Origin of the sequence: Parapedobacter soli, from assembly GCF_025460835.1 — a bacterium.
Lineage (GTDB): Bacteria > Bacteroidota > Bacteroidia > Sphingobacteriales > Sphingobacteriaceae > Parapedobacter > Parapedobacter soli.
Window position 1 is genome coordinate 71,057 of sequence record NZ_JAMXAY010000005.1, and the last position, 20,067, is coordinate 91,123.

Here is a 20,067-nt window from a genome sequence, read left to right on the forward strand (position 1 = left end):
GAATATAAGTGTTACGTATGTTTTAAAGTTGGGGTCATCTCGGATATGACCCCAACCTCTCATTTTACCATCCCGGATTCTGCCAGTCCTCACCTAAAACTGAAATTTCTGTCAACGGAATGGGGAACAATAAATACTTGTCTTGCCACGAATTCCGCCTGCCTACGACAAAACGCTCGTAGGTAAAAGCATCACCTTCTTTTTCGATCAACATACCCGTAACCAACTTATCGGTCTTATCCAGTATTTTCCACCGCCGCACATCCCAAACACGCTGCTCTTCTAACGCAAGTTCAACAGCACGCTCTTTCTGGATATAGGCTCGCATTTCTTCCTTAGAGGTAATGGTTTGGGGAATAGCTGGCATATGGACGCGATCACGAAGCGGTTTCATGGCCGCGGTAACGTCGGGCCCCGGTCCATTTAATTCGTTTTCGGCTTCTGCAAGATTTAGGTAGAATTCCCCAAAGCGCATCCGTTTCCAATATGCGCCTAAGAGTATCGGCGCAGGAACCGTTTGATCAAGGAACTTTCTAAGGTAATAACCCGTACGGGTATTTCTCCGGCCTCCATTAGGTCTGATCTCGGCTGCTCCACCTACAAATGTTTCAGCTAATGCATCAATGCCTGGAATATAAGCTCCATTATAGATCACGGTGGCATAAAACCGGGGATCCCTATTGTCATAAGGGTTTGCTGGATCATAACCACTTCCCGAGACGTAATTCGGCTCCAGATGGTCGTCGTCCAAATATGGGGTAGCTGGGTCGACGACTGGTAATCCGGTTGTCCGCATATCAAACATATCTACTAACTCCTGGGTAGGACAGCTACCCGCCTTTTCCATATCACGCTGTGGGAAGCCATTACTGTGATGGGGCCATACCATGGGATACGGGCTCACACTCTCCAGAATAGTCTCTTTGTCCCTTGGAGAAGCACTGAAGTCTCTGCTATTCAAAAAATAATTCTCAAACGACGCTTCTCCGAGGCTAGGATCATAGTATACTTGGTACCCTCCGTTGGCCGTAAGCAACGATATTCCTTCACTTGCATAGTCCCTCGCTTTTTCCCATTTGGTCAGGTCATTCTCCGGATTGTATAGCGGACTTGCGGCAAACAATTGGGCTTGGGAGCGCAGCAACAGCATAATCGCTTTGGTCATTCTGCTCTTATCGAGGCCGTTCGTTATCCGCCACGGAAAATCTGAAACGTCTTTGACAGCTTGCCAATCGCGATCGATAAAATCGGCGACTTCTTGAAAGCTCCCTGGTCTTTCCACCGTCGAAAAATCAGTCTGCAGGTCCAAAGGCACCTCCACAATTGGCATAGGACCGTATTTCTTGCAAAGCTGGACGTAATACCAAGCTCTAAGCACTCTCGCCTCAGCCTTCATCCTTGCCCGGGATCCTTCGTTTATTACTTGCGCATGATCTATATTTTTCAAAAAAACGTTGCATTTTCTTATTCCAGACCAATACACCCTGAAAATGTTGCCATTGCTGCCAGTCTGGGTGGGATCGTATGTGGGAGATAAGCTCCCCTGATACCACATCGGAGCAATTAACGGGTCTGGTTCAAAATCATCCGAATCGTGAAAAAGATCGGTAATGCCGCCTAAAAATGCGCCCGAAAAATAATTGAGGCCGCCTTGATTGACATTCATCTCCGAATAAGCACCGTTGAGATACGCTTCCACCATTTTGGGGTCCTTCCATACGTCTTCCAAAGAAATCCTCCCGTCGGGCGTAATATCTAAATATTCTTGGCACCCAGCCATCAGGAAAACAAGCTGGGTCATGATAAAAATTTTCTTTACGATTTTCATCTGTATATAATTTGTTTTTTTACTCGTGATGAAACTTTAAGATTTATTCATTCCCCGCTGTGCGATTGAATAAATCATGATGGTTTCATATACTCTAATTTTCTTTAAAAGACTACATTCACCCCGAAATTGAACATCCGCTGAATGGGGTATGCCAACACCCAGCTTAACTCAGGGTCATATTCTTTGGTCGGAAATTTATCCCAGGTAAGCGGATTCAATGCGGTTGCGTATACACGCAAGCTTTGCATTCTCATCTTTGATATCAGGTTGTTGGAAAGCGTATATCCAACCTCAAAACTTTTCAGCCTCAGATAAGAAGCATCCCAAATGAAAAATGCGTTTTGGATATGGTTTGCATTGATGGACGACCCCAATGCCGGCCAAGTGATTTCGTCGCCATTTGCTGCACGTTCCGGTGTCCAAGCTTTCTGATGGATATCAAAAAAGACACTATTTCCCTGACCCACCTCGTAAATGCCGTTGCCGGTATAAGGCCTGGAAACCCTTGATACGCCTTGTAGTAAGAACGAAATGTCAAAACTTCGATAGTCGACGCTTAACGCACCGCCGAACGTGAATTCGGGGATAGACGAATAAAGGATCGGCGATATGTCTTCCTCGTTAATCGTACCATCGCCATTCAGATCGATATACTTCAAATCCCCTACCCTTGGCTGTCCGGCTCCAACCTGATAAACCAGCCCCGAGTTATCAATCTCTTCCTGGCTTCCCCAAAAGCCGTCGGTCAAATATCCAAACTGCTGACCTATCGGAAATCCTTGTTGTTGGTAGCGATAGGCGTAGGTTTCGGGCCTCATGGGCTCGTCGTTGAAAATCAACTTATTTTTGGCGTAGTTCAGGTTTACCTTGCTGAGTATCGAGAAATTTTGGCTGAACGTTTTCCGATGCCTCAATTCGACTTCAAACCCATGATTCTCAACGATACCGATATTTAACGGGGGTAAACCGCTCAAACCTAGGATTTGGGTGAATTGTTGCCTATTAATCAACATGTTTTCCGTCTTCTCCCTGTAAAAATCGGCAATTAGGTCTACTTGATTAAAGAGTCCGATTTCTATCCCCACGTTACCCTTTCGGCTCACTTCCCACCTCAAGTCCGGATTTCCTATAGCGGTCTCTTCGATGAGCTGCCCCCCATACAAACCGGGAATAATACCCCCACCAGTCAACTTCACATCATCTAAGTACAAAAAGCGGCTGCCGCCTAACCTATCATTACCAACCACACCGTAAGAGCCCCTGAGTTTCAGAAATGATAGTACCGGATTGTTTTGCAAGAAGTTTTCCCTGCTTACTATCCAGCTTGCCGAAACAGAAGGGAAAAAGCCGAATCTGTTTTTTCTCGAAAATTGCTCCGATCCGTTATACCCTCCGTTGAATTCAGCGAAATATTTATTGCCATAACCATAAGTAAGCCTTGAAACAGCTCCAATCACCCTGAACGGCAAACGCTGTCCCTGCAATATCTGTTCTTCTTGTTGGTAAAGCAACAAAGCAGTCAATGCATGATTGTTGAAATCCCGCTCATAGTTAAGTGAGCCCTGTATATTTAAATACGAAAGGAAATTGGAAGACGAGCTGAGGGCGAGGGGGGTATTCTCCGTCTGGTCTCGTCTATTATACACGGGTATCTCATTTCCATCTTCATCCTGTCCCACTTCCATAATCCATTGCTGGAATGTTTGGCTGGCATTGAGGTGGTAAATTGTGCGGGTATCAAAAGATGCCATTGCCTGTGCAGACAGTCCCTCGGTTATGAAGGTGGAAAGGTCTTGTTTCATGCCATAGGTGGCAGTCACGTTCGTGCGCTTTTCTTGGGCGTAACCCGATTTGTTTATTATTCCCCAGGGAGGGTTCGAGTCGGACCCCACGTGACCGATTACTTCTCCCTCCGGTGTCAGCGGCCCCGGCATGATACTGGGGTACGTATAGGTACTGTAGAGTAGCATTAAGTTGTCTGCATTGGGGTTCGGTTTATTTAATATCTCCAAATAACCACCGATGTTTAAAAACGCTGTTAGGCTTCGGTTGAGATTAATATCAATATTCGAACGGAAATTATACCTTTTTAACGAACTGGAAGCGTCGTATTCATCTTGCGAGACCTTCCAGAGGCCGTCCTGTTGCAGTGCGCCCACATTGACAAAGTAGGCCGTTGATCTGGCCTTGCCGCTTACATTCAGGTTAGCCCGTGTTTGACGGGTGTTATCCTTGACCATCATATCCATCCAGTTGTTGTCCGGATAGATATCGGGCCTGTCTTGCCGCCTAAAGTGTTCGATTACTTCGTCCGAATACAGCTCGGTCCGACCATCATTCTCCCTTGCTTGGTTTGTCAATGTCACATAATCCAGTGCACCCACGGGTTGTGGGATACGGTTGAATTGCTGGTAGGCATTCTCGAAAGACAACGAAATTTGTGGCTTTTCACTTTCACCTCTTTTTGTGGTGATGAGTATGACCCCGTTGGCACCTTTCACGCCAAATACCGCTGTCGACGAAGCGTCTTTCAAAATCGTAACGCTCTCCACTTCATTCGGGTCGATATAGGTTAGCTCACGCGGGACCCCGTCGACTAAAATAAGGGGAGACTGCCCGTTCAATGTCCGCACGCCCCTCAAATACAGATTAACTCCCTCTCTTCCGGGTTCCCCAGCATTCTGGATTACCGTTAATCCCGGCAACTTACCGGCCAGGGAGACCGCGAGGTTGGAAGCAGGGCTTTGCTTGATTTCTTTTGTTTGGATGGATGAAATCGCACCCGTTACCGTTTCTTTCTTTTGGGTTCCGTAACCCACCACGACCACCTCTTCCAAATCAGATTCTTCAACCTCCAATACGATATCCAGCGACGTTTGTGTACCTACGACAGCTTCTTGAACAATATAACCTACATAACGAAATACTAGTATTTCATTTGAATTGGCTTGGATCTCAAATCGCCCATCGGTATTGGTAGAGGTGCCCCTTGAGGTACCCTTTACGAATACCGATACGCCCGTTAATGGTGTGCCAAGGGAATCGACAACACGCCCTCGAATACTTCGCTGTACCTCTTCGCGTCTTATTGCAGACGAGGGTTTAGTCTCCTTTTTCGGAACCAAAGTAACGATCCCTCCTTCAATTAGGTAGTCGTAGGGCTGATTTTCAAATACTTGCAAAAGCACCTTCGACACAGCCACATCTTTGATATCCAATGTCACCGGATTGGACTCCCTCAAATATTGGTTATTAAACATGAAGTTGTATCCGCTTTGCTGTTGAATTTGTTTCAGCACGTTTTCAAGCGGTGCGTTCGTTACGCGCAGCGTTATCCGCTGTGCGTAGGTATATGCGGTTACCTGAAACGAGAATACCAATATGAGTATGGCGGTCAATTTCATAATTACTAAAAACAGAATAATTGGTTTGTTGAACATATGAGTACCTTGCGGCGACTTGACAAGTTTCCCGTCGGCCGCGTCGATACATACTCGATTATACATAAAAATCCTTTTTTAGGCACAATCCACTTCAGTTTTCTCATCTGAAATCGTTAGATTTCAAATAGCTTTTAGTAGTTTTGTACCGTTAGGTTAACGATTTAGTTATTTAAATGGTTACGATTGTTATGCCTGATTACGCCGAAAGTGGTAATGACACTTTCGGCCTTTTTGCCTGGCATTGTGGGCTTATTGTATTACTTTCTGCTTACGATAATCCTCCTTCCTTTACGTTCGAATGTTAACGGTGTATTTAACTCAATCACTTCAAGAATCTCAGAGAGCATCACATTGCGCGATAGCGAGCCCCAAAGTTCGATGTCTTCGGCCAGCTCCCGGTGCTCAAAGGATACGTCATACCACCTTTCTATTTTTCTGATTACCAATGGTAGGGGTTCGCTATAGAACACAAATCTGCCGTCTTTCCATGCTACATAATCGCTGGCATCGACCTCAGTTACGTGTATATGGCCATCTTCAAATGCGGCCTGCTGACCCGGCTTTAGCCCAACGGATTTTACAGATAGCCCAGCTGTGGCGGTTTGGCTTGCAACCTCAACGGACCCTTCTACCAGCGTGGTGGTTACCCGTACTTCATCTCGATACGCATTGACGTTAAATTCGGTACCCAAAACTTTGACTACCTGTCCGTTACTTTTCACCAAAAAAGGTTGATGGGCATCCTTTGCGACCTCAAAATACCCTTCGCCATCCAGCTCCACTTCCCGTGTATCTCCAGTAAACTGCGTGGGATAGCGCAACATGGACGCCGCATTGAGCCACACATTCGTGCCATCCGGCAATATAATTTGGTATTGCCCCCCTTTCGGGGTTGACAAGGACATGGTTGCTGCCATCGGTGAGACCGTGGTTTGGTTATTGCTCCGTTGAGCACCACTAATCGGTTGTTGATTTACAACGACTTCTGTTCCATCCGTGTATTTAATTCCATCCTCCACAGTAATACCGCGCTGTGCCGTGTTGAGGTCAATGGTCCGACCATCGGGTAACGTGAGCCTAGCTTGGTTGCTGCCCGGTGCGATATCGGCGAATTGGGATACGGGAGCCTGCAATCCATCCGGGGATTTGAGATAGAAATAGGTACCTCCTGCCATGATGATCAACGCAGCTGCGGCAACACGCAGCCAATGTCCGCTCGTCCACCTCTTTGATTGACCGGACGATACGGTCCTTGCAATGATCCGCCGCTCCGCGCGATCGGCCATAGCTCTTACCAACAACTCGTCCGGAGTTTCAGCCACATGATCCAGCGCCTGTTTGATTAGCGGTGTCAGATCATCACCTACTTCCGAATGCTCAAAGTAATGCAACAGGTCCTGCAACTCTTCCGGGCTGATCTGATTATTCAGGTATTTTTGAAACAGGGTCGTGATGGGGGCCTTCTTCACAATCTTTTTTCAAGCTTATACGCTGATAGCAGGAAAACCAGATGCTCTATTCCGGAAATAAAATCAGACAAACAATTAATACACTGATATACAGAATGTTAATTTTTTATGAAATTCCGTATAATATCGTATTCAACACGAGAAGCATGCCTAACTCGGCATGTGTAGTCAAATACTGTCTCAAAAAGCTATTGGCCTTTCGGATGTGGTCATTTACGGTACCGGGGCTGATGTTTAACAGTTGGCTTACCTCTTCGTAGCTTTTTGATTCCAATTTACACAATCTGAATACTTCCCGTCTTTTTGGCGGCAGCAGATCAATTGCGTGATAGAGTTCGGTTCTCGTCTCTGACGAAATCAGCAATTCTTCAACGTGCGAATAGATTCCGGAGACAGCAGTCTGCAAATACTGTTGTATCCGTTTATCTTTCGCAGCCTTCCGGAATGTATCCCGAATGAGGTTTTCCCCGATGCGGAACAGGTATGATTTGATGGACTGCTCCGGGTCTATTTGTTCCCTGCGAATCCATAGCCGTACAAATAACTCTTGCAGTAATTCTTCAGCCAGTTCACTAGATTTGAGTATCCTGAGAAAGTTACCCGCGAGCCTTAGCTTATACCGATGATATATTTCCACAAACGCATCATGGTCACCTGCCCGTAATTGTTCGAGTAAATGCCGTTCGTCGCTATGGTTTTGAGAAATCAACTTATATCGGTTTATATGCGGTAAAGATTAAAACTTTTTCCAAGATTGCAAAATCATGTGGTACAATTGGCTATAATCCGCAATACATCTTTGTCAATATATCTTCCGATCACACACCAACAAGATGCAGGCTCATTCAAAAGTACGCTAAAGAAAACACACAACTATCCTGCACCATCGGGTCATACTGGAAGTAGTCGCTCGGCAGCTTGCTTTTTTGCAATACCGCCACCCCATTAGTTAAAAAAATTTGTCAATACACCAAAAAAGACTGCAGACGGACCGGGCTGTTTCCTTAGGTGGAAGCAGCCCGGTTTTTATAGTAATGGGCGAATGTGTGTTGGCCGTATCCGAGTTTTTGATTATCTTAGCCTGTCACCAACAATTTCCTCATGTTTCGAATCGTATTCTTCGGATTGACGCTATTGTTGTGCGAACATTTGGGCGCTCAAGAGTTATGTCAGTACAAACAAAACAAAACCATACCCCTAGCCATTGAAGAACCCGTGCTACGGGCATTGTCTTATTATCCGGAGCTGAAAGAAACATCCATCCAGTTTGTTTTCACCGACAAGTTGAAAAAATCCATTATGGCTGCCAGGCCTATCGTGGGATCGTTATTTAAGAAACAGGAAAACCGAAAATATAAAGTACTAATCAACCCCGCTTTCAAGTTGGACTATGGCGCCGAGTCAATAACCCGCATCCCTGATAGCGTGATGATTGGCTGGCTGGGGCATGAGCTGGGCCATATTATGGATTATGAGCGGAGAAGTACTTTGGGTATTATAGGGATGGGTATCTCCTATTCCTTATCGCGGAACTACGTCCGGAAGGCCGAACGGGTGGCAGATGGCAACGCCGTCAATCGCCGAATGGGGGCCTACTTGATTGCTAAAAAATCATTCATCCTGCACCACCCGGAACTACCACAGGGTTATCGCGACAAAATCGAAGCATTATACCCTTCACCCGATGACATCAGTAAATTGATAGCAGATTTAGATGCTGAAAATTCGGTATATGAGGGCGAGGAGGAAACAAGTGAAGAAAGTATACCGGGTATTAGCTAACTTAGCCGCCACGAAATACCTTGATATGCTACGATTACTACTACCCGTCTGCTTTTTATGGCTGTCGACTCCCACAAATGCCCAATCCTTAGCACAGCGAATAGCCAACGGGTTCCGTACATTTGAAACACACGAAAGTTTGGCCAACGGAACGGCATCGCTAACTGTTATCAATGCAAAAACCGGCGATGTGGTATTTGCTAAAAACGAAAAAATCGGAATGGCCAGCGCCTCGACACTGAAGACAGTAACAGCAGCTACCGCCTACTACACGTTGGGCGCAACACACACCTTCGAGACCATACTCTATTATACGGGAACAATAGACGCTTCGGGCACCTTAACAGGGGATCTTGTCATCCAAGGGTCTGGCGATCCGTCGCTCGGTAGCGACCGCTTCCCGCAAACTGCCGAAACCGAACTGTTGGCGGCCTGGGTAAATGCCGTGCAGGATCATGGTATCCGCAAAATCGAGGGGCGGATCATTGCCGACGACCGGTTATACAACGGCCAAACGGCACCGGGTGGGTGGACGTGGCGAGACATGGGCAACTATTACGGCGCCGGTGTCTCCGCGCTCAACTGGCGTGAAAACGCAGTCGGCATCAACTTCACAGCAGGGGCATCGCCAGGAGCCCCTACGCGGCTGGGAAGTACTACAGCCGATTTGGGTTATTTGCAACTGGTAAATGAAACAACAACAGGCGACCGCGGCACAGGTGATCGTGTATACGCATTTTCAGCACCGTATTCGAGCCGTATTTACCTCCGGGGAACATACGGTATCGACATTAAAAAAACCATTTACCTCGCTCTGCCCGACGGGGCTTATGACGCTGCGTATCAATTGCAAAATGCGCTACAACGGAATGGAATCGATGTGAGTGGGCAGCCAACCACCAGCCACCTGCTGCTGCTCGCCGGTAGCTCGGCTCCGAGTGGCGGGACTACCATTTATACCCACCGTTCCCCCACGCTAAACGAACTGATTTATTGGTTCAACCAAAAGAGCATCAATCTATACGGCGAAGCCCTCTTGTTGGCCATAGCACAAGCACAGGATCAGTTGGGAAAAACAGATACACAAACGGGAGCAGAATTACTCGGGGAGTTTTGGTCGACAAAGCTTGGGCTTCCTGCTGAAGAACTTAAAATCATGGATGGTAGCGGCCTCTCGCCAGAAAACCGGATTACCACCAATGCTCTTGCGCGCATACTGGCGTCTGTTAAAGGGGAACCTTGGTTTGCTGGCTTTTTTGAAAGCTTGCCCACCTATAACGGAATGAAAATGAAAAGTGGAACAATCAGCGGAGTGCTGGGTTATGCCGGATACCAAACCAGCAAGGATGGTACCCCACTCGTGTTTGCCCTACTGGTGAACAACTATAACGGACCGGCAACTCCAATGAGGCAGCGGATGTTTCGGCTACTGGATGTGCTTAAATGAGCAAGGATGAAAGATAAAGTATTACCTTTGCACTGGCTTGCCACTGAAAACCCACGAAAGCGAAAAAATCAAAAAAATGAACAAAACGAATCGGAAGCATGACGCCCTGGACTATCACGCTAAAGGGAGGCCGGGTAAAATCGCCGTTGTACCTACGAAACCTACCCAATCACAACGGGACCTCTCACTGGCCTACTCTCCCGGCGTTGCTGAACCCTGCCTGCGGATCGCTGAAAATAAGGAAAACGCATACAAGTACACCGCAAAAGGCAATCTGGTTGCAGTAATCAGTAATGGAACGGCAGTACTTGGACTGGGCGACATTGGTCCGGTAGCAGGTAAGCCGGTGATGGAGGGCAAGGGCTTATTGTTCAAAATCTTCGCCGACATAGACGTATTCGACATTGAGCTCGACACCAAAGATGTGGATGAGTTTGTGCGCATTGTAAAATGCCTAGAACCTACCTTTGGCGGCGTCAACCTGGAGGATATCAAAGCGCCGGAATGCTTCGAAATTGAACGTAGGCTCAAAGAAGAGTTAAACATCCCGGTGATGCACGACGACCAGCACGGTACGGCGATTATCTCCGGCGCAGCGCTCATCAACGCTTGTGCCCTCCAAAAAAAGAAACTGGACAAGGTGAAGATTGTGGTGAACGGAGCAGGCGCGGCAGCCATCTCTTGCGCACGGATGTACGTGGCATTGGGTGCACGGAAAGAAAATATCGTCATGCTTGACAGCAAGGGCTGTATCCACATTGACCGGCCGAACCTCGACGCTATAAAAGCCGAGTTTGCAACCGATGAAAAAGTGGATACGTTGGCAGGTGCGCTAAAGGGTGCCGACGTATTCATCGGCCTGTCTAAAGGCGATGTGGTTACGGCTGAAATGCTCAAGACCATGGCTAAAAACCCAATTGTATTTGCCATGGCAAATCCAGATCCGGAAATTGCGTACCCCTTGGCCGTGAAAACACGCAAAGATGTGATTATGGCCACGGGCCGGTCCGATTATCCAAATCAGGTTAATAACGTATTAGGATTCCCTTACATCTTCCGCGGAGCATTAGACGTTCGCGCCACCGCTATCAATGAAGAAATGAAGATTGCGGCGGTAATGGCTATCGCCGAGCTGGCCAAACAACCGGTCCCTGAAACGGTAAACCAAGCTTATGATGCCCAAAACTTGAAATTCGGTCCCGATTATATAATCCCCAAACCTACCGACCCACGGCTCATTACCGAGGTGGCTCCCGCAGTGGCACAGGCAGCCATCGACTCCGGCATAGCACGCAAAACCATTGCCGATTGGGACAAATACCGGGAGGAACTCCGGCAGCGCTTAGGGCAGGACGACCGCATCATGCGGAAGCTGAGCGACGTCGCAAAACTTAATCCCAAACGGGTCGTTTTTACGGAAGCCGACAACTACAAAACGCTCCGCGCAGCTCAAATCGTGAAGGAAGACGGAATAGCGACACCCATTTTACTGGGCAATAAAAAGAAAATACAGGAGCTGATTGACGACAACCTACTCGAGCTGGCCGACGTGCTTATTATCGACCCGCTGGAAGAGAAAGGTAGCCCTCGTTTCCAGAACTATGTCGATTTTCTATATACCAAACGGCAACGGCGTGGGGTATCTTACCTAGATGCGCAAAAACTCATGCTCGACCGGAATTATTTCGGTGCAAGCATGGTGCAGTTTGGCGAAGCCGACACGCTCATCTCCGGGCTTACCAAAAATTACGGGACAGCCATCCGGCCGGCACTGCACGTAATCGGCACACAGCCGGGGAGCAAATTGGCCGGGATGTATATGATGCTCACCGCCAAGGGGCCGGTATTTTTCGGCGATACCACCATCAATGCCAACCCCACGGCTGAAGAGCTCGTAGACATCACCGTACTGCTCCACGATGCAGTGCAGAAAATGAGTATTACCCCACGCATCGCCTTGCTTTCCTACTCCAATTTCGGCTCGAATAGCGGCGACGTGCCCGATAAGGTCCGCAAAGCGGCACAGATACTCCACGAAACACATCCGGAAATAATCGTCGATGGCGAGATGCAGGCAAATTTTGCGATGAACAGCGAATTGTTGGCGTCAAACTTCCCGTTCAGCACGTTGAAAGGAACCCCGGCAAACACCTTGGTATTCCCAAATCTAGAATCGGGCAATATCGCTTATAAACTACTGCAAGAAATCGGTGGATCGGAAGCCGTGGGGCCCATCCTGTTGGGCATGAACAAGCCAATGCACGTACTGCAACTCGATAGCTCCGTGCGCGAAATCGTCAATATGGTCACCATCGCCGTCGTCGATGTCCAATCTAGAGAACCCGTGATAACAAAACAAAAAAAGAAGTGAGGCAACTGCTATGTACGAATACCTAAGTGGCAAACTGGCATATAAAGCGCCTACACATGTAGTGCTCGACGTGGGTGGTATTGGGTACCATGTCCATATTTCACTACACACCTATTCGCAGATAAAAGACCACGAGCAATGCAAGTTGTTCATCAGCTTTCAGGTGCGTGAAGATGCCCATACCCTTTATGGGTTTGCGGAAGAGGGCGAACGCCGGCTATTCGAGCACCTGATTTCCGTGTCGGGCATCGGGCCAAACACCGGGCGGATGATCCTCTCTTCAATCACACCCGAAGAGATTCAATCAGCCATCATCCAAGGAAATGCACCGCTTATCCAGCGCATTAAAGGAATAGGCCCAAAAACCGCACAACGTCTCGTACTTGAGTTGCAAGACAAACTCAAGAAACAGGGACCAGACGCATTGATAGCCGTACACCACCAGCAAAGCATACCGGAAGAAGCACTGAGTGCGTTGATTATGCTGGGATTTGCTCGTGCACAGGCCGAAAAAGTATTGGCCGGCGTCTTCCAGGGCAATCCCAGTTTAACGGTGGAGGCCCTCATCAAAGAAGCATTGAAGAAACTTTAAGGTTTTTTATATAAATTGGCCGCGTAAAAGGCAGTAATTTCAAGGTACTAAACGAAGCATCTATTTGGAAAGGACAATACGATTTCGCTTTTTGTTGCTCTTATTACCCTTTCTGGTTGTCCTAAATAACCAAGCAGTGGGGCAAGCGCTCGATTCGCTCGGTCGCGATAGTATAAAACTACGGTATCCGCTGAACGACCTCCCTTTCCTTAACCTATACCAGAAAAAACAACCCTTCGATCTGGGGCTCCCATCAAACATCGAGCGTGAAGTTGTATTCGATCCGGTAACGCGCCAATATGTTATCCGTGAAAAACTAGGCAGCCGACTCTATCGCCCCCCGCAGTACCTCACCCTCGATGAGTATCAAGAATATGAGAGTAACCTATTGAAACGGAACTACTGGCGTGAGCTTTCGGATCGACAGCTCACCAATTACCGGCAGGACCGGCTAATCCCGACGATTTACGTGCAAAGTGAGGCCTTCGAAAAAATCTTCGGCAGCAATACCATCGATATTATCCCGCGTGGCAGTGCCGATATCAGTATCATGGCGCAACACAACAAAAACGCCAACCCGATGTTCAACGAACGGCAGCGTAGGCAGTGGGGGTTCGACTTCGACCAACGCATCCAGATGAACCTGACCGGGCAAATAGGTGACCGGCTGAAGCTAACAACCAACTACAATACCGAAGCGCAGTTCGATTTTGAAAACCAGATCCGGCTGGACTACACCGGTAAAGACGACGATATCATCAAACGAATTGAGCTGGGGAATGTAAGCATGCCACTCAACACCACGCTCATTAATGGCACACAAGCCCTTTTCGGCCTTAAAACGCAATTGCAGTTTGGCCGGTTGAATGTTACGGGTATCTTCTCCCAACAACGGTCGCAACAACGGGAAATCACCATAAAAAATGGTGCACAGGAAAGTGAGTTCGCACTGAAGGCCGATGAATATGAAGACAACCAGCACTATTTCTTAGCGCAGTATTTCCGGGAGAATTTTAACAGGGCCATGGCACTGGCCCCTATTATAACTACCGACGTAAACATTACCCAAATTGAGGTCTGGATAAGTAACCGCAGCAATGCGGTTGACGACTCAAGGGACGTGCTGGCTTTGATGGACCTAGGGGAATACCAACCTTTTAACACAGCGCTTATCAGCCCCGGGAATACACGCTACCCATCTACGGGGATTCCCGGTGAACCCGTACAATGGTACTCCAATACGCTCTTGCAAGTACTGCCAGCCGATGCACGGCTCACCCAATCCAGCGGGGCACAACAGTTTTTCCAAGGTAACGGCGCCAATGACAACTACGCGAAGCTGACTTATGCGCGGAAGCTCCGTGAAGGAACAGAATACACTGTGAACCGTCGATTGGGCTTTATCTCGCTCAACATGCCGCTCAATAACGACCAAGTACTGGCCGTAGCCTATCGTTATACCGCCGGTGGCCGCGAATACCAGGTAGGTGAATTTTCGACCGACGTACCTGTTACTCCCTCGCAACCCCAAATGCTGGTCACCAAATTGCTGAAAAACGAAAAACTCAAAACCAACCTGCCAATATGGGACCTGATGATGAAGAACATCTATTCCATCGGTGCCTATGGGGTAGGCCAAAATAACTTCAGGTTCAATATTTTCAGAATAGAAGACGAAAGCGGTGTGGAACGGCCAGCGATGTATGAGGGGCAAAACACACAAAACAAGTTATGGATACAAATTACCGGCCTCGACCGGCTGAACCCCCAGAATGCACAACAACCCGATGGTTATTTCGACTTCCTCCCCGATATTACCATCGATCCCGAACGGGGTCGCATCATGTTCCCCTTGGTAGAACCTTTCGGCAGCGACCTCGCCAGCCAGTTTATGCCGGGGGCAGAACAGGAGCTTATCGACAAGTACACCTACCAAGCACTGTATGACTCTACCAAGGTAATTGCACAGCAGTATTTCCCCAACCAAAACCGATACCTCATCAAAGGATCTTACGAATCGGAGGTGGGCACCGAATTCCAATTGGGTGCCATTAATGTGCCCCGCGGGTCGGTACAGGTCTTCGCCGGTCCTGCCCCCTTACAGGAGGGGGTTGACTTCATTGTCGATTACGACATCGGCCGTGTACGGATTTTGAACCAAGCGTTGTTACAATCCGGACAGCCGATCCGGATCAAGATGGAAAACAACCAGCTGTTCGGTCTACAACAACGCACCATGCTAGGGGGAAGGCTAGATTACGCGGTAAACGATAAATTGCATTTAGGCGGCACAATCATGAACCTAACCGAGCGGCCGCTGACCCAAAAAGTGAATATCGGTGAAGAGCCTGTATCCAACACGATGTGGGGCCTCGACCTTTCCTACAATTCGCCTTCTCGGTGGCTCACGCGGATGGTAGATAAGATTCCCTTCCTAGACACCAAAGAGCCGTCGTCTATCTCGTTCTACGGCGAATTTGCCCAATTGTTGCCGGGCCATCCCCGGGCACTCAATTTTGCCGGAACACGTAGCGGCATCACCTATGTCGACGACTTCGAAAACAGTAGGTCGTTTATCGATATCAAAGGTGCGTACAACTGGCAGTTGTCCGGTACACCGCAGTTATTCCCAGAAGCCCAATTGATGGACGACCTCCAGTATGGATTCAATCGGGCACGCTTTGCTTTTTATAACATCGATCCCATTTTCTATCGGGACATCAACCTCACACCGAAAAACATCAGCCGTTCAGAACTGTCCAACCACCGGGTGCGCGAGGTATTGGAACAGGAGGTATTCCCCTTAAGGGAATCGACCACAGGACTACCTATTTACCTGTCGACACTGGATTTAGCATTCTACCCAACCATACGCGGCCCATACAACTATACGACTACAGGCGTCAATCCCGATGGGACGCTAGCCAATCCCCGCAGTCGGTGGGGTGGGATGTTCCGGAAAATCGACGCTCCGGATTTCGAGGCACAGAATATCGAGTTTGTGGAGATATGGATGATGGATCCTTTCTTGACGAATCCCAATTCAGACGGAGGCGATCTGTATCTGAACTTGGGGAATATTTCGGAAGACATTCTGAAAGATGGACGAAAAGCTATGGAGAATGGCATGTCACCTTCGGGAGACCTCTCCCAAATTGATGAAACCAACTGGGGCCGCGTACCGCGCAATCAACCCGTCATCCAAGCTTTTGACAACGACCCGGTAGCGCGTGCCCGCCAAGATATTGGCTTGGACGGCCTCAGTGATGCCGACGAACGTGAATTCCATAGCGACTTCCTAAGCCGCATACAGGGCTTGCTCACATCGGCTGCAGCCAGTGAATTGGTATCCGACCCATCAGGCGACAACTTCCAGTACTTCCGCGGACCGGAACTCGACAACCTGAATGCAGGCATCCTAAAACGCTACGAACGGTTCAACGGGCCGGAAGGCAACTCCAAAACCCCTGAGCAGTCCGTGGGCGTGGAAACCTCGGCATCGACTCTATTACCCGACGGGGAAGACATCAACCGCGACAACAACATGAACGAGAACGAGGAATACTACCAATACCGAATATCCATCCGCCCCCAGGATATGCAGGTAGGGAAGAACTTCATCTCAGACATGCATACAGCAGAAGTAGAACTTCGCAACGGGCGCAAAGATCAAGTGAAATGGTACCAACTGCGTATTCCATTAAACCAATTTGAGGACCGGGTAGGCGATATCCGCGATTTCAAATCCATCCGATTCGCCCGCATGTTTATGACAGGCTTCGCCGACACTGCCGTGATCCGATTCGCGCAGCTGCAGTTGGTACGGGGGGAATGGCGCCGGTATAACGCCGAAGAAGATAATGCAAAAGTCATCGCCGACCCAAGCATGGGCGTTGTTCCGGTCGATAACTCCACCCTTGAAGTTGCCGCTGTAAACATCGAACAGAACGGTAATCGGCAACCCATACCTTATGTGGTGCCTCCAGGTATCGAGCGGCAACTCGACTGGGGCAACCTCAACAATAACGTACAGCTCAACGAGCAATCACTATCGCTCGAGGTCAAAAACCTACGTGACGGCTATGGCCGTGCGGCATACCGCACCGCTACCAACGACTTCAGGGCGTACGGACGTCTCGAAATGTTCATCCACGCAGAAGCAGCAGTTGGCCAATCTCTACAACATGGCGATTTCCGTGCCTTTATAAGGATAGGCACGGACGACAGGTACAACTACTACCAGTACGACATGCCGCTGAGCGTAACCCAACCGGGCACCCAAGACCCGGAACTGATTTGGCCGGAAGAAAACCGGATGAATATACGGATAGCCATTTTCCAGGAAGCCAAGGAAGCACGTAACAAAGCAATGCTCAATGGCCAACCATGGCCCTACAACGAGCCGTTTACCTTCTTCGATGGTGAAAATAGGGTAACTATCCTAGGTCAACCCGATATCAGCAAGGTACGCTTCTATATGCTAGGTGTAATGAACTCCCTGCGGGGTAGCGAGGTGAGTACACCAAGCGACGACGGGTTGGATAAATCCGGCCTCTTCTGGTTCAATGAGCTGCGGCTTACCGATTTTGATGACAAAGGTGGGTGGGCCGTCAGCGCACGGGTGAATGCCCAGCTGGCAGACTTTGCCAATGTCACGGTATCAGGGAGTAAAAGCACAATCGGTTTCGGTTCCATCGAACAGCGCATTGGCGAGCGGAGCCGCAGCGATGACCTGTACCTCGATTTGGTGACCAACGCCGAGCTCGGGAAATTTTTCCCAGCTGATTATGGCTTACGGATACCGTTATTCTTTAGCTATACCCGACAAGTAGGCACCCCCGAATACAACCCACTGATACCCGATATCGAGCTTAATAGTGCGTTGGCCAATCTATCGCGTAACCAGCGGGACTCACTACTGCGCGCCACCCAAGATTTTACTACGCGCAAAAGCTTCAACCTAACCAACGTACGTAAGATACGTACCAACATTGAAAAGCCGGTGCGACCGTGGGATATCGAGAATTTCAGTGCTACCTACGCCTATTCACAGCATTATCACCGCGATTACCTAACCGAGGTCGCCCTACAGAAAAACTACCGCGCGGCACTTGACTATACGTTTACCAGCAGTGATGACCTTATGTTTGAGCCGTTCAAAAAATGGATTAAAAACAAACACCTGGGTATTCTTAGCGATTTCAATTTCAACCTGATGCCTTCGTTGCTCAACTTCCGGATTGATGTAAACCGCATATACAACGAAAATACACTACGCACCAATAATTCGGCAGACAATTTCCTGCCGGCGATGGGCACATTGTACAATAAGAACTTTTCAATGAACCGGATTTATGGCATCAGTTGGAACCTATCTAAATCGCTGAAACTTGATTTCAATGCCACAAATTACGCAATTGTAGATGAGCCGGATGGCCGATTGAACGGGCTGAAGCGAGACACGCTGTGGGAAAACTTCTGGCGGCTCGGCCGCACCACAGACTACAACCACATGGTTAACATCACCTACACGCTCCCAATCCACAAACTACCGGGACTGGACTGGGTGAATGTAGATACACGCTATGGGACACAGTTCAACTGGCAAACCGAACCCCTGCTATCGATGCTCAGTGAAGACATTAATATGGGCAACAGTATCCAGAACTCACGCACCATCCAGGTAAACCCTACATTCAACATGGTTGGCTTGTATAATAAATTCGGGTTTATCCGCAACAATACCGGACTGGATGCCAGCGGCACAGCAGCTTTTCTTACCGGCCTGCTAACGAGCGTCAAGAATATCAATGCCGCGTATACGCGCGTACAGAACACCTTTTTGCCAGGATACACGCCGCAGACCAACGTACTGGGATATGACTTCGACCTTAATGCCCCCGGTTGGGGCTTCCTTTTCGGGAGTCAGCGCGATATCCGCCAACGCGCCGCAGAGAACGGATGGATTACAACAGACACACTGCAAACGCAGCTGTATATGACGGCCCTCACGGAAGACCTATCTATCCGCGCAATAGTGGAGCCCATTCGCGACTTGAATATCGAACTAACGGCCGTAAAACTGGATAACCAAAATTACACCACTTCCTTCCAATACTCGGCAGGCTCCGGCAATTTCCAAAGCCTTACTCCCGTCACTACGGGGAACTACAGCATTTCGTACCTAACTATCGGGACAGCCTTCAAGGATCACGAAGCGTTATTCCAACAGTTTGAACGAAACCGGCAGACAATCTCCACCAGGCTCGGAAAACTCAACCCGAACTCACTGGGACAAACAGGGGCGTATGCAGATGGCTACGGCCAAACCGCGCAAGACGTAGTGGTTAATGCCTTCTTGGCGGCTTACCGCGGAAAGGATGCTGAACGCTTTAAGCTCGGTGGCTTCCCGGATATTCCCATTCCCAACTGGAATGTCACCTACAGCGGATTGAACAACGTCCCCCTATTCAGTGAGTTTATAACGTCGCTGATATTACGTCACGGCTACAATACCCGATACTCAATCAATGGCTATAATTCGCTGATCCGGTACGATGAGGCCGGCGGCTTCCCCTCAATACGGGATGCCAACGAGAACTTCCTTCCCGAACTCCAGTTCCAGCAGGTGTCGATCTTCGAGCAATTCACACCGCTGATCGGTTTTGATGCACGGTTTAGGAACAATCTCACGATGAACGCGGAATACCGAAGGGCCCGTACCTTGAATCTCAGCTTGCAGAATAGTCAGTTGGCCTTGCTTACGGACCAGTCGATTGTCTTCGGCGCCGGTTATCGTGCCACCGGTTTCCAGATGCCATTCGGTTGGTTTAGTGGTGTCCGCTTGAACAATGACCTCAACTTCCGATTGGATATCTCGCTCAACGACCTAAAAACGCTGGTATATCGTTCAGACATCAACGAATCGGAGGTATCGGCTGGAAACAAGAGCATCTCTTACCGCCCTTCGGTAGATTATGTAATCAACCAACGGTTCAATATCCGCCTTTTCTTCGATAGCAACTCGGTACGGCCTTACACGTCGCAGACATTTGCGACCTCGTATGCGAACTTCGGATTTAATTTGAGGCTGATGTTGCAGTGATGGCACACGCCGATGCTCCCGCATGCT

General features: G+C 48.7%; 9 protein-coding genes. 5 read left to right on the plus strand and 4 right to left on the minus strand.

All coding sequences use genetic code 11. From position 1 onward, the window contains the following. Window positions 1-64: 64 nt before the first annotated feature. The 4 genes from NGM62_RS03920 to NGM62_RS03935 all read right to left on the minus strand — a co-directional run bounded on the left by NGM62_RS03920 (window position 65) and on the right by NGM62_RS03935 (window position 7,452). On the minus strand, window positions 65-1,828 hold the full coding sequence (locus NGM62_RS03920; protein ID WP_262245930.1) for a RagB/SusD family nutrient uptake outer membrane protein: 1,764 nt from the start codon (window positions 1,826-1,828) through the stop codon (window positions 65-67). Window positions 1,829-1,932: 104 nt separating this feature from the next. Beyond that, window positions 1,933-5,337: a SusC/RagA family TonB-linked outer membrane protein gene (locus tag NGM62_RS03925; protein WP_262245932.1), complete on the minus strand. Its 3,405-nt coding sequence runs from the start codon at window positions 5,335-5,337 to the stop codon at window positions 1,933-1,935. Window positions 5,338-5,531: 194 nt separating this feature from the next. Continuing rightward, complete coding sequence (locus NGM62_RS03930; protein WP_262245934.1) at window positions 5,532-6,743, minus strand: FecR family protein; 1,212 nt, start codon at window positions 6,741-6,743, stop codon at window positions 5,532-5,534. 106 nt (window positions 6,744-6,849) lie between these two features. Continuing rightward, window positions 6,850-7,452, minus strand: a complete 603-nt coding sequence (locus NGM62_RS03935) for an RNA polymerase sigma factor (RefSeq protein WP_262245935.1) — start codon at window positions 7,450-7,452, stop codon at window positions 6,850-6,852. Between the two features lie 392 nt (window positions 7,453-7,844). Between NGM62_RS03935 and NGM62_RS03940 the strand changes: the two genes are divergently transcribed. The 5 genes from NGM62_RS03940 (at window position 7,845) to sov (ending at window position 20,040) form a co-directional block, all read left to right on the plus strand. Further along, window positions 7,845-8,525, plus strand: coding sequence for a hypothetical protein (locus tag NGM62_RS03940; protein WP_262245936.1), 681 nt, complete (start codon window positions 7,845-7,847; stop codon window positions 8,523-8,525). Continuing rightward, on the plus strand, window positions 8,458-9,972 hold the full coding sequence (gene dacB / locus NGM62_RS03945) for a D-alanyl-D-alanine carboxypeptidase/D-alanyl-D-alanine endopeptidase (protein ID WP_262245937.1): 1,515 nt from the start codon (window positions 8,458-8,460) through the stop codon (window positions 9,970-9,972). The genes NGM62_RS03940 and dacB overlap by 68 nt, the downstream gene beginning before the upstream one ends. 76 nt (window positions 9,973-10,048) lie before the next feature. Further along, window positions 10,049-12,343: an NADP-dependent malic enzyme gene (locus NGM62_RS03950; protein WP_262245938.1), complete on the plus strand. Its 2,295-nt coding sequence runs from the start codon at window positions 10,049-10,051 to the stop codon at window positions 12,341-12,343. 10 nt (window positions 12,344-12,353) lie between these two features. Then, window positions 12,354-12,935, plus strand: a complete 582-nt coding sequence (gene ruvA / locus NGM62_RS03955) for a Holliday junction branch migration protein RuvA (protein ID WP_262245939.1) — start codon at window positions 12,354-12,356, stop codon at window positions 12,933-12,935. A gap of 136 nt (window positions 12,936-13,071) precedes the next feature. After that, window positions 13,072-20,040: a T9SS outer membrane translocon Sov/SprA gene (gene sov / locus NGM62_RS03960; protein WP_262245941.1), complete on the plus strand. Its 6,969-nt coding sequence runs from the start codon at window positions 13,072-13,074 to the stop codon at window positions 20,038-20,040. The last annotated feature ends 27 nt before the right edge of the window (window positions 20,041-20,067 follow it).

Excerpts from the sequence above, each read along its gene's own strand:
- dacB (WP_262245937.1), top strand. The coding sequence starts at position 8,458 with ATGCTGAAAATTCGGTATATGAGGGCGAGGAGGAAACAAGTGAAGAAA.
- NGM62_RS03925 (WP_262245932.1), bottom strand. The coding sequence starts at position 5,337 with ATGTATAATCGAGTATGTATCGACGCGGCCGACGGGAAACTTGTCAAG.
- NGM62_RS03950 (WP_262245938.1), top strand. The coding sequence starts at position 10,049 with ATGAACAAAACGAATCGGAAGCATGACGCCCTGGACTATCACGCTAAA.
- ruvA (WP_262245939.1), top strand. The coding sequence starts at position 12,354 with ATGTACGAATACCTAAGTGGCAAACTGGCATATAAAGCGCCTACACAT.
- NGM62_RS03920 (WP_262245930.1), bottom strand. The coding sequence starts at position 1,828 with ATGAAAATCGTAAAGAAAATTTTTATCATGACCCAGCTTGTTTTCCTG.
- NGM62_RS03940 (WP_262245936.1), top strand. The coding sequence starts at position 7,845 with ATGTTTCGAATCGTATTCTTCGGATTGACGCTATTGTTGTGCGAACAT.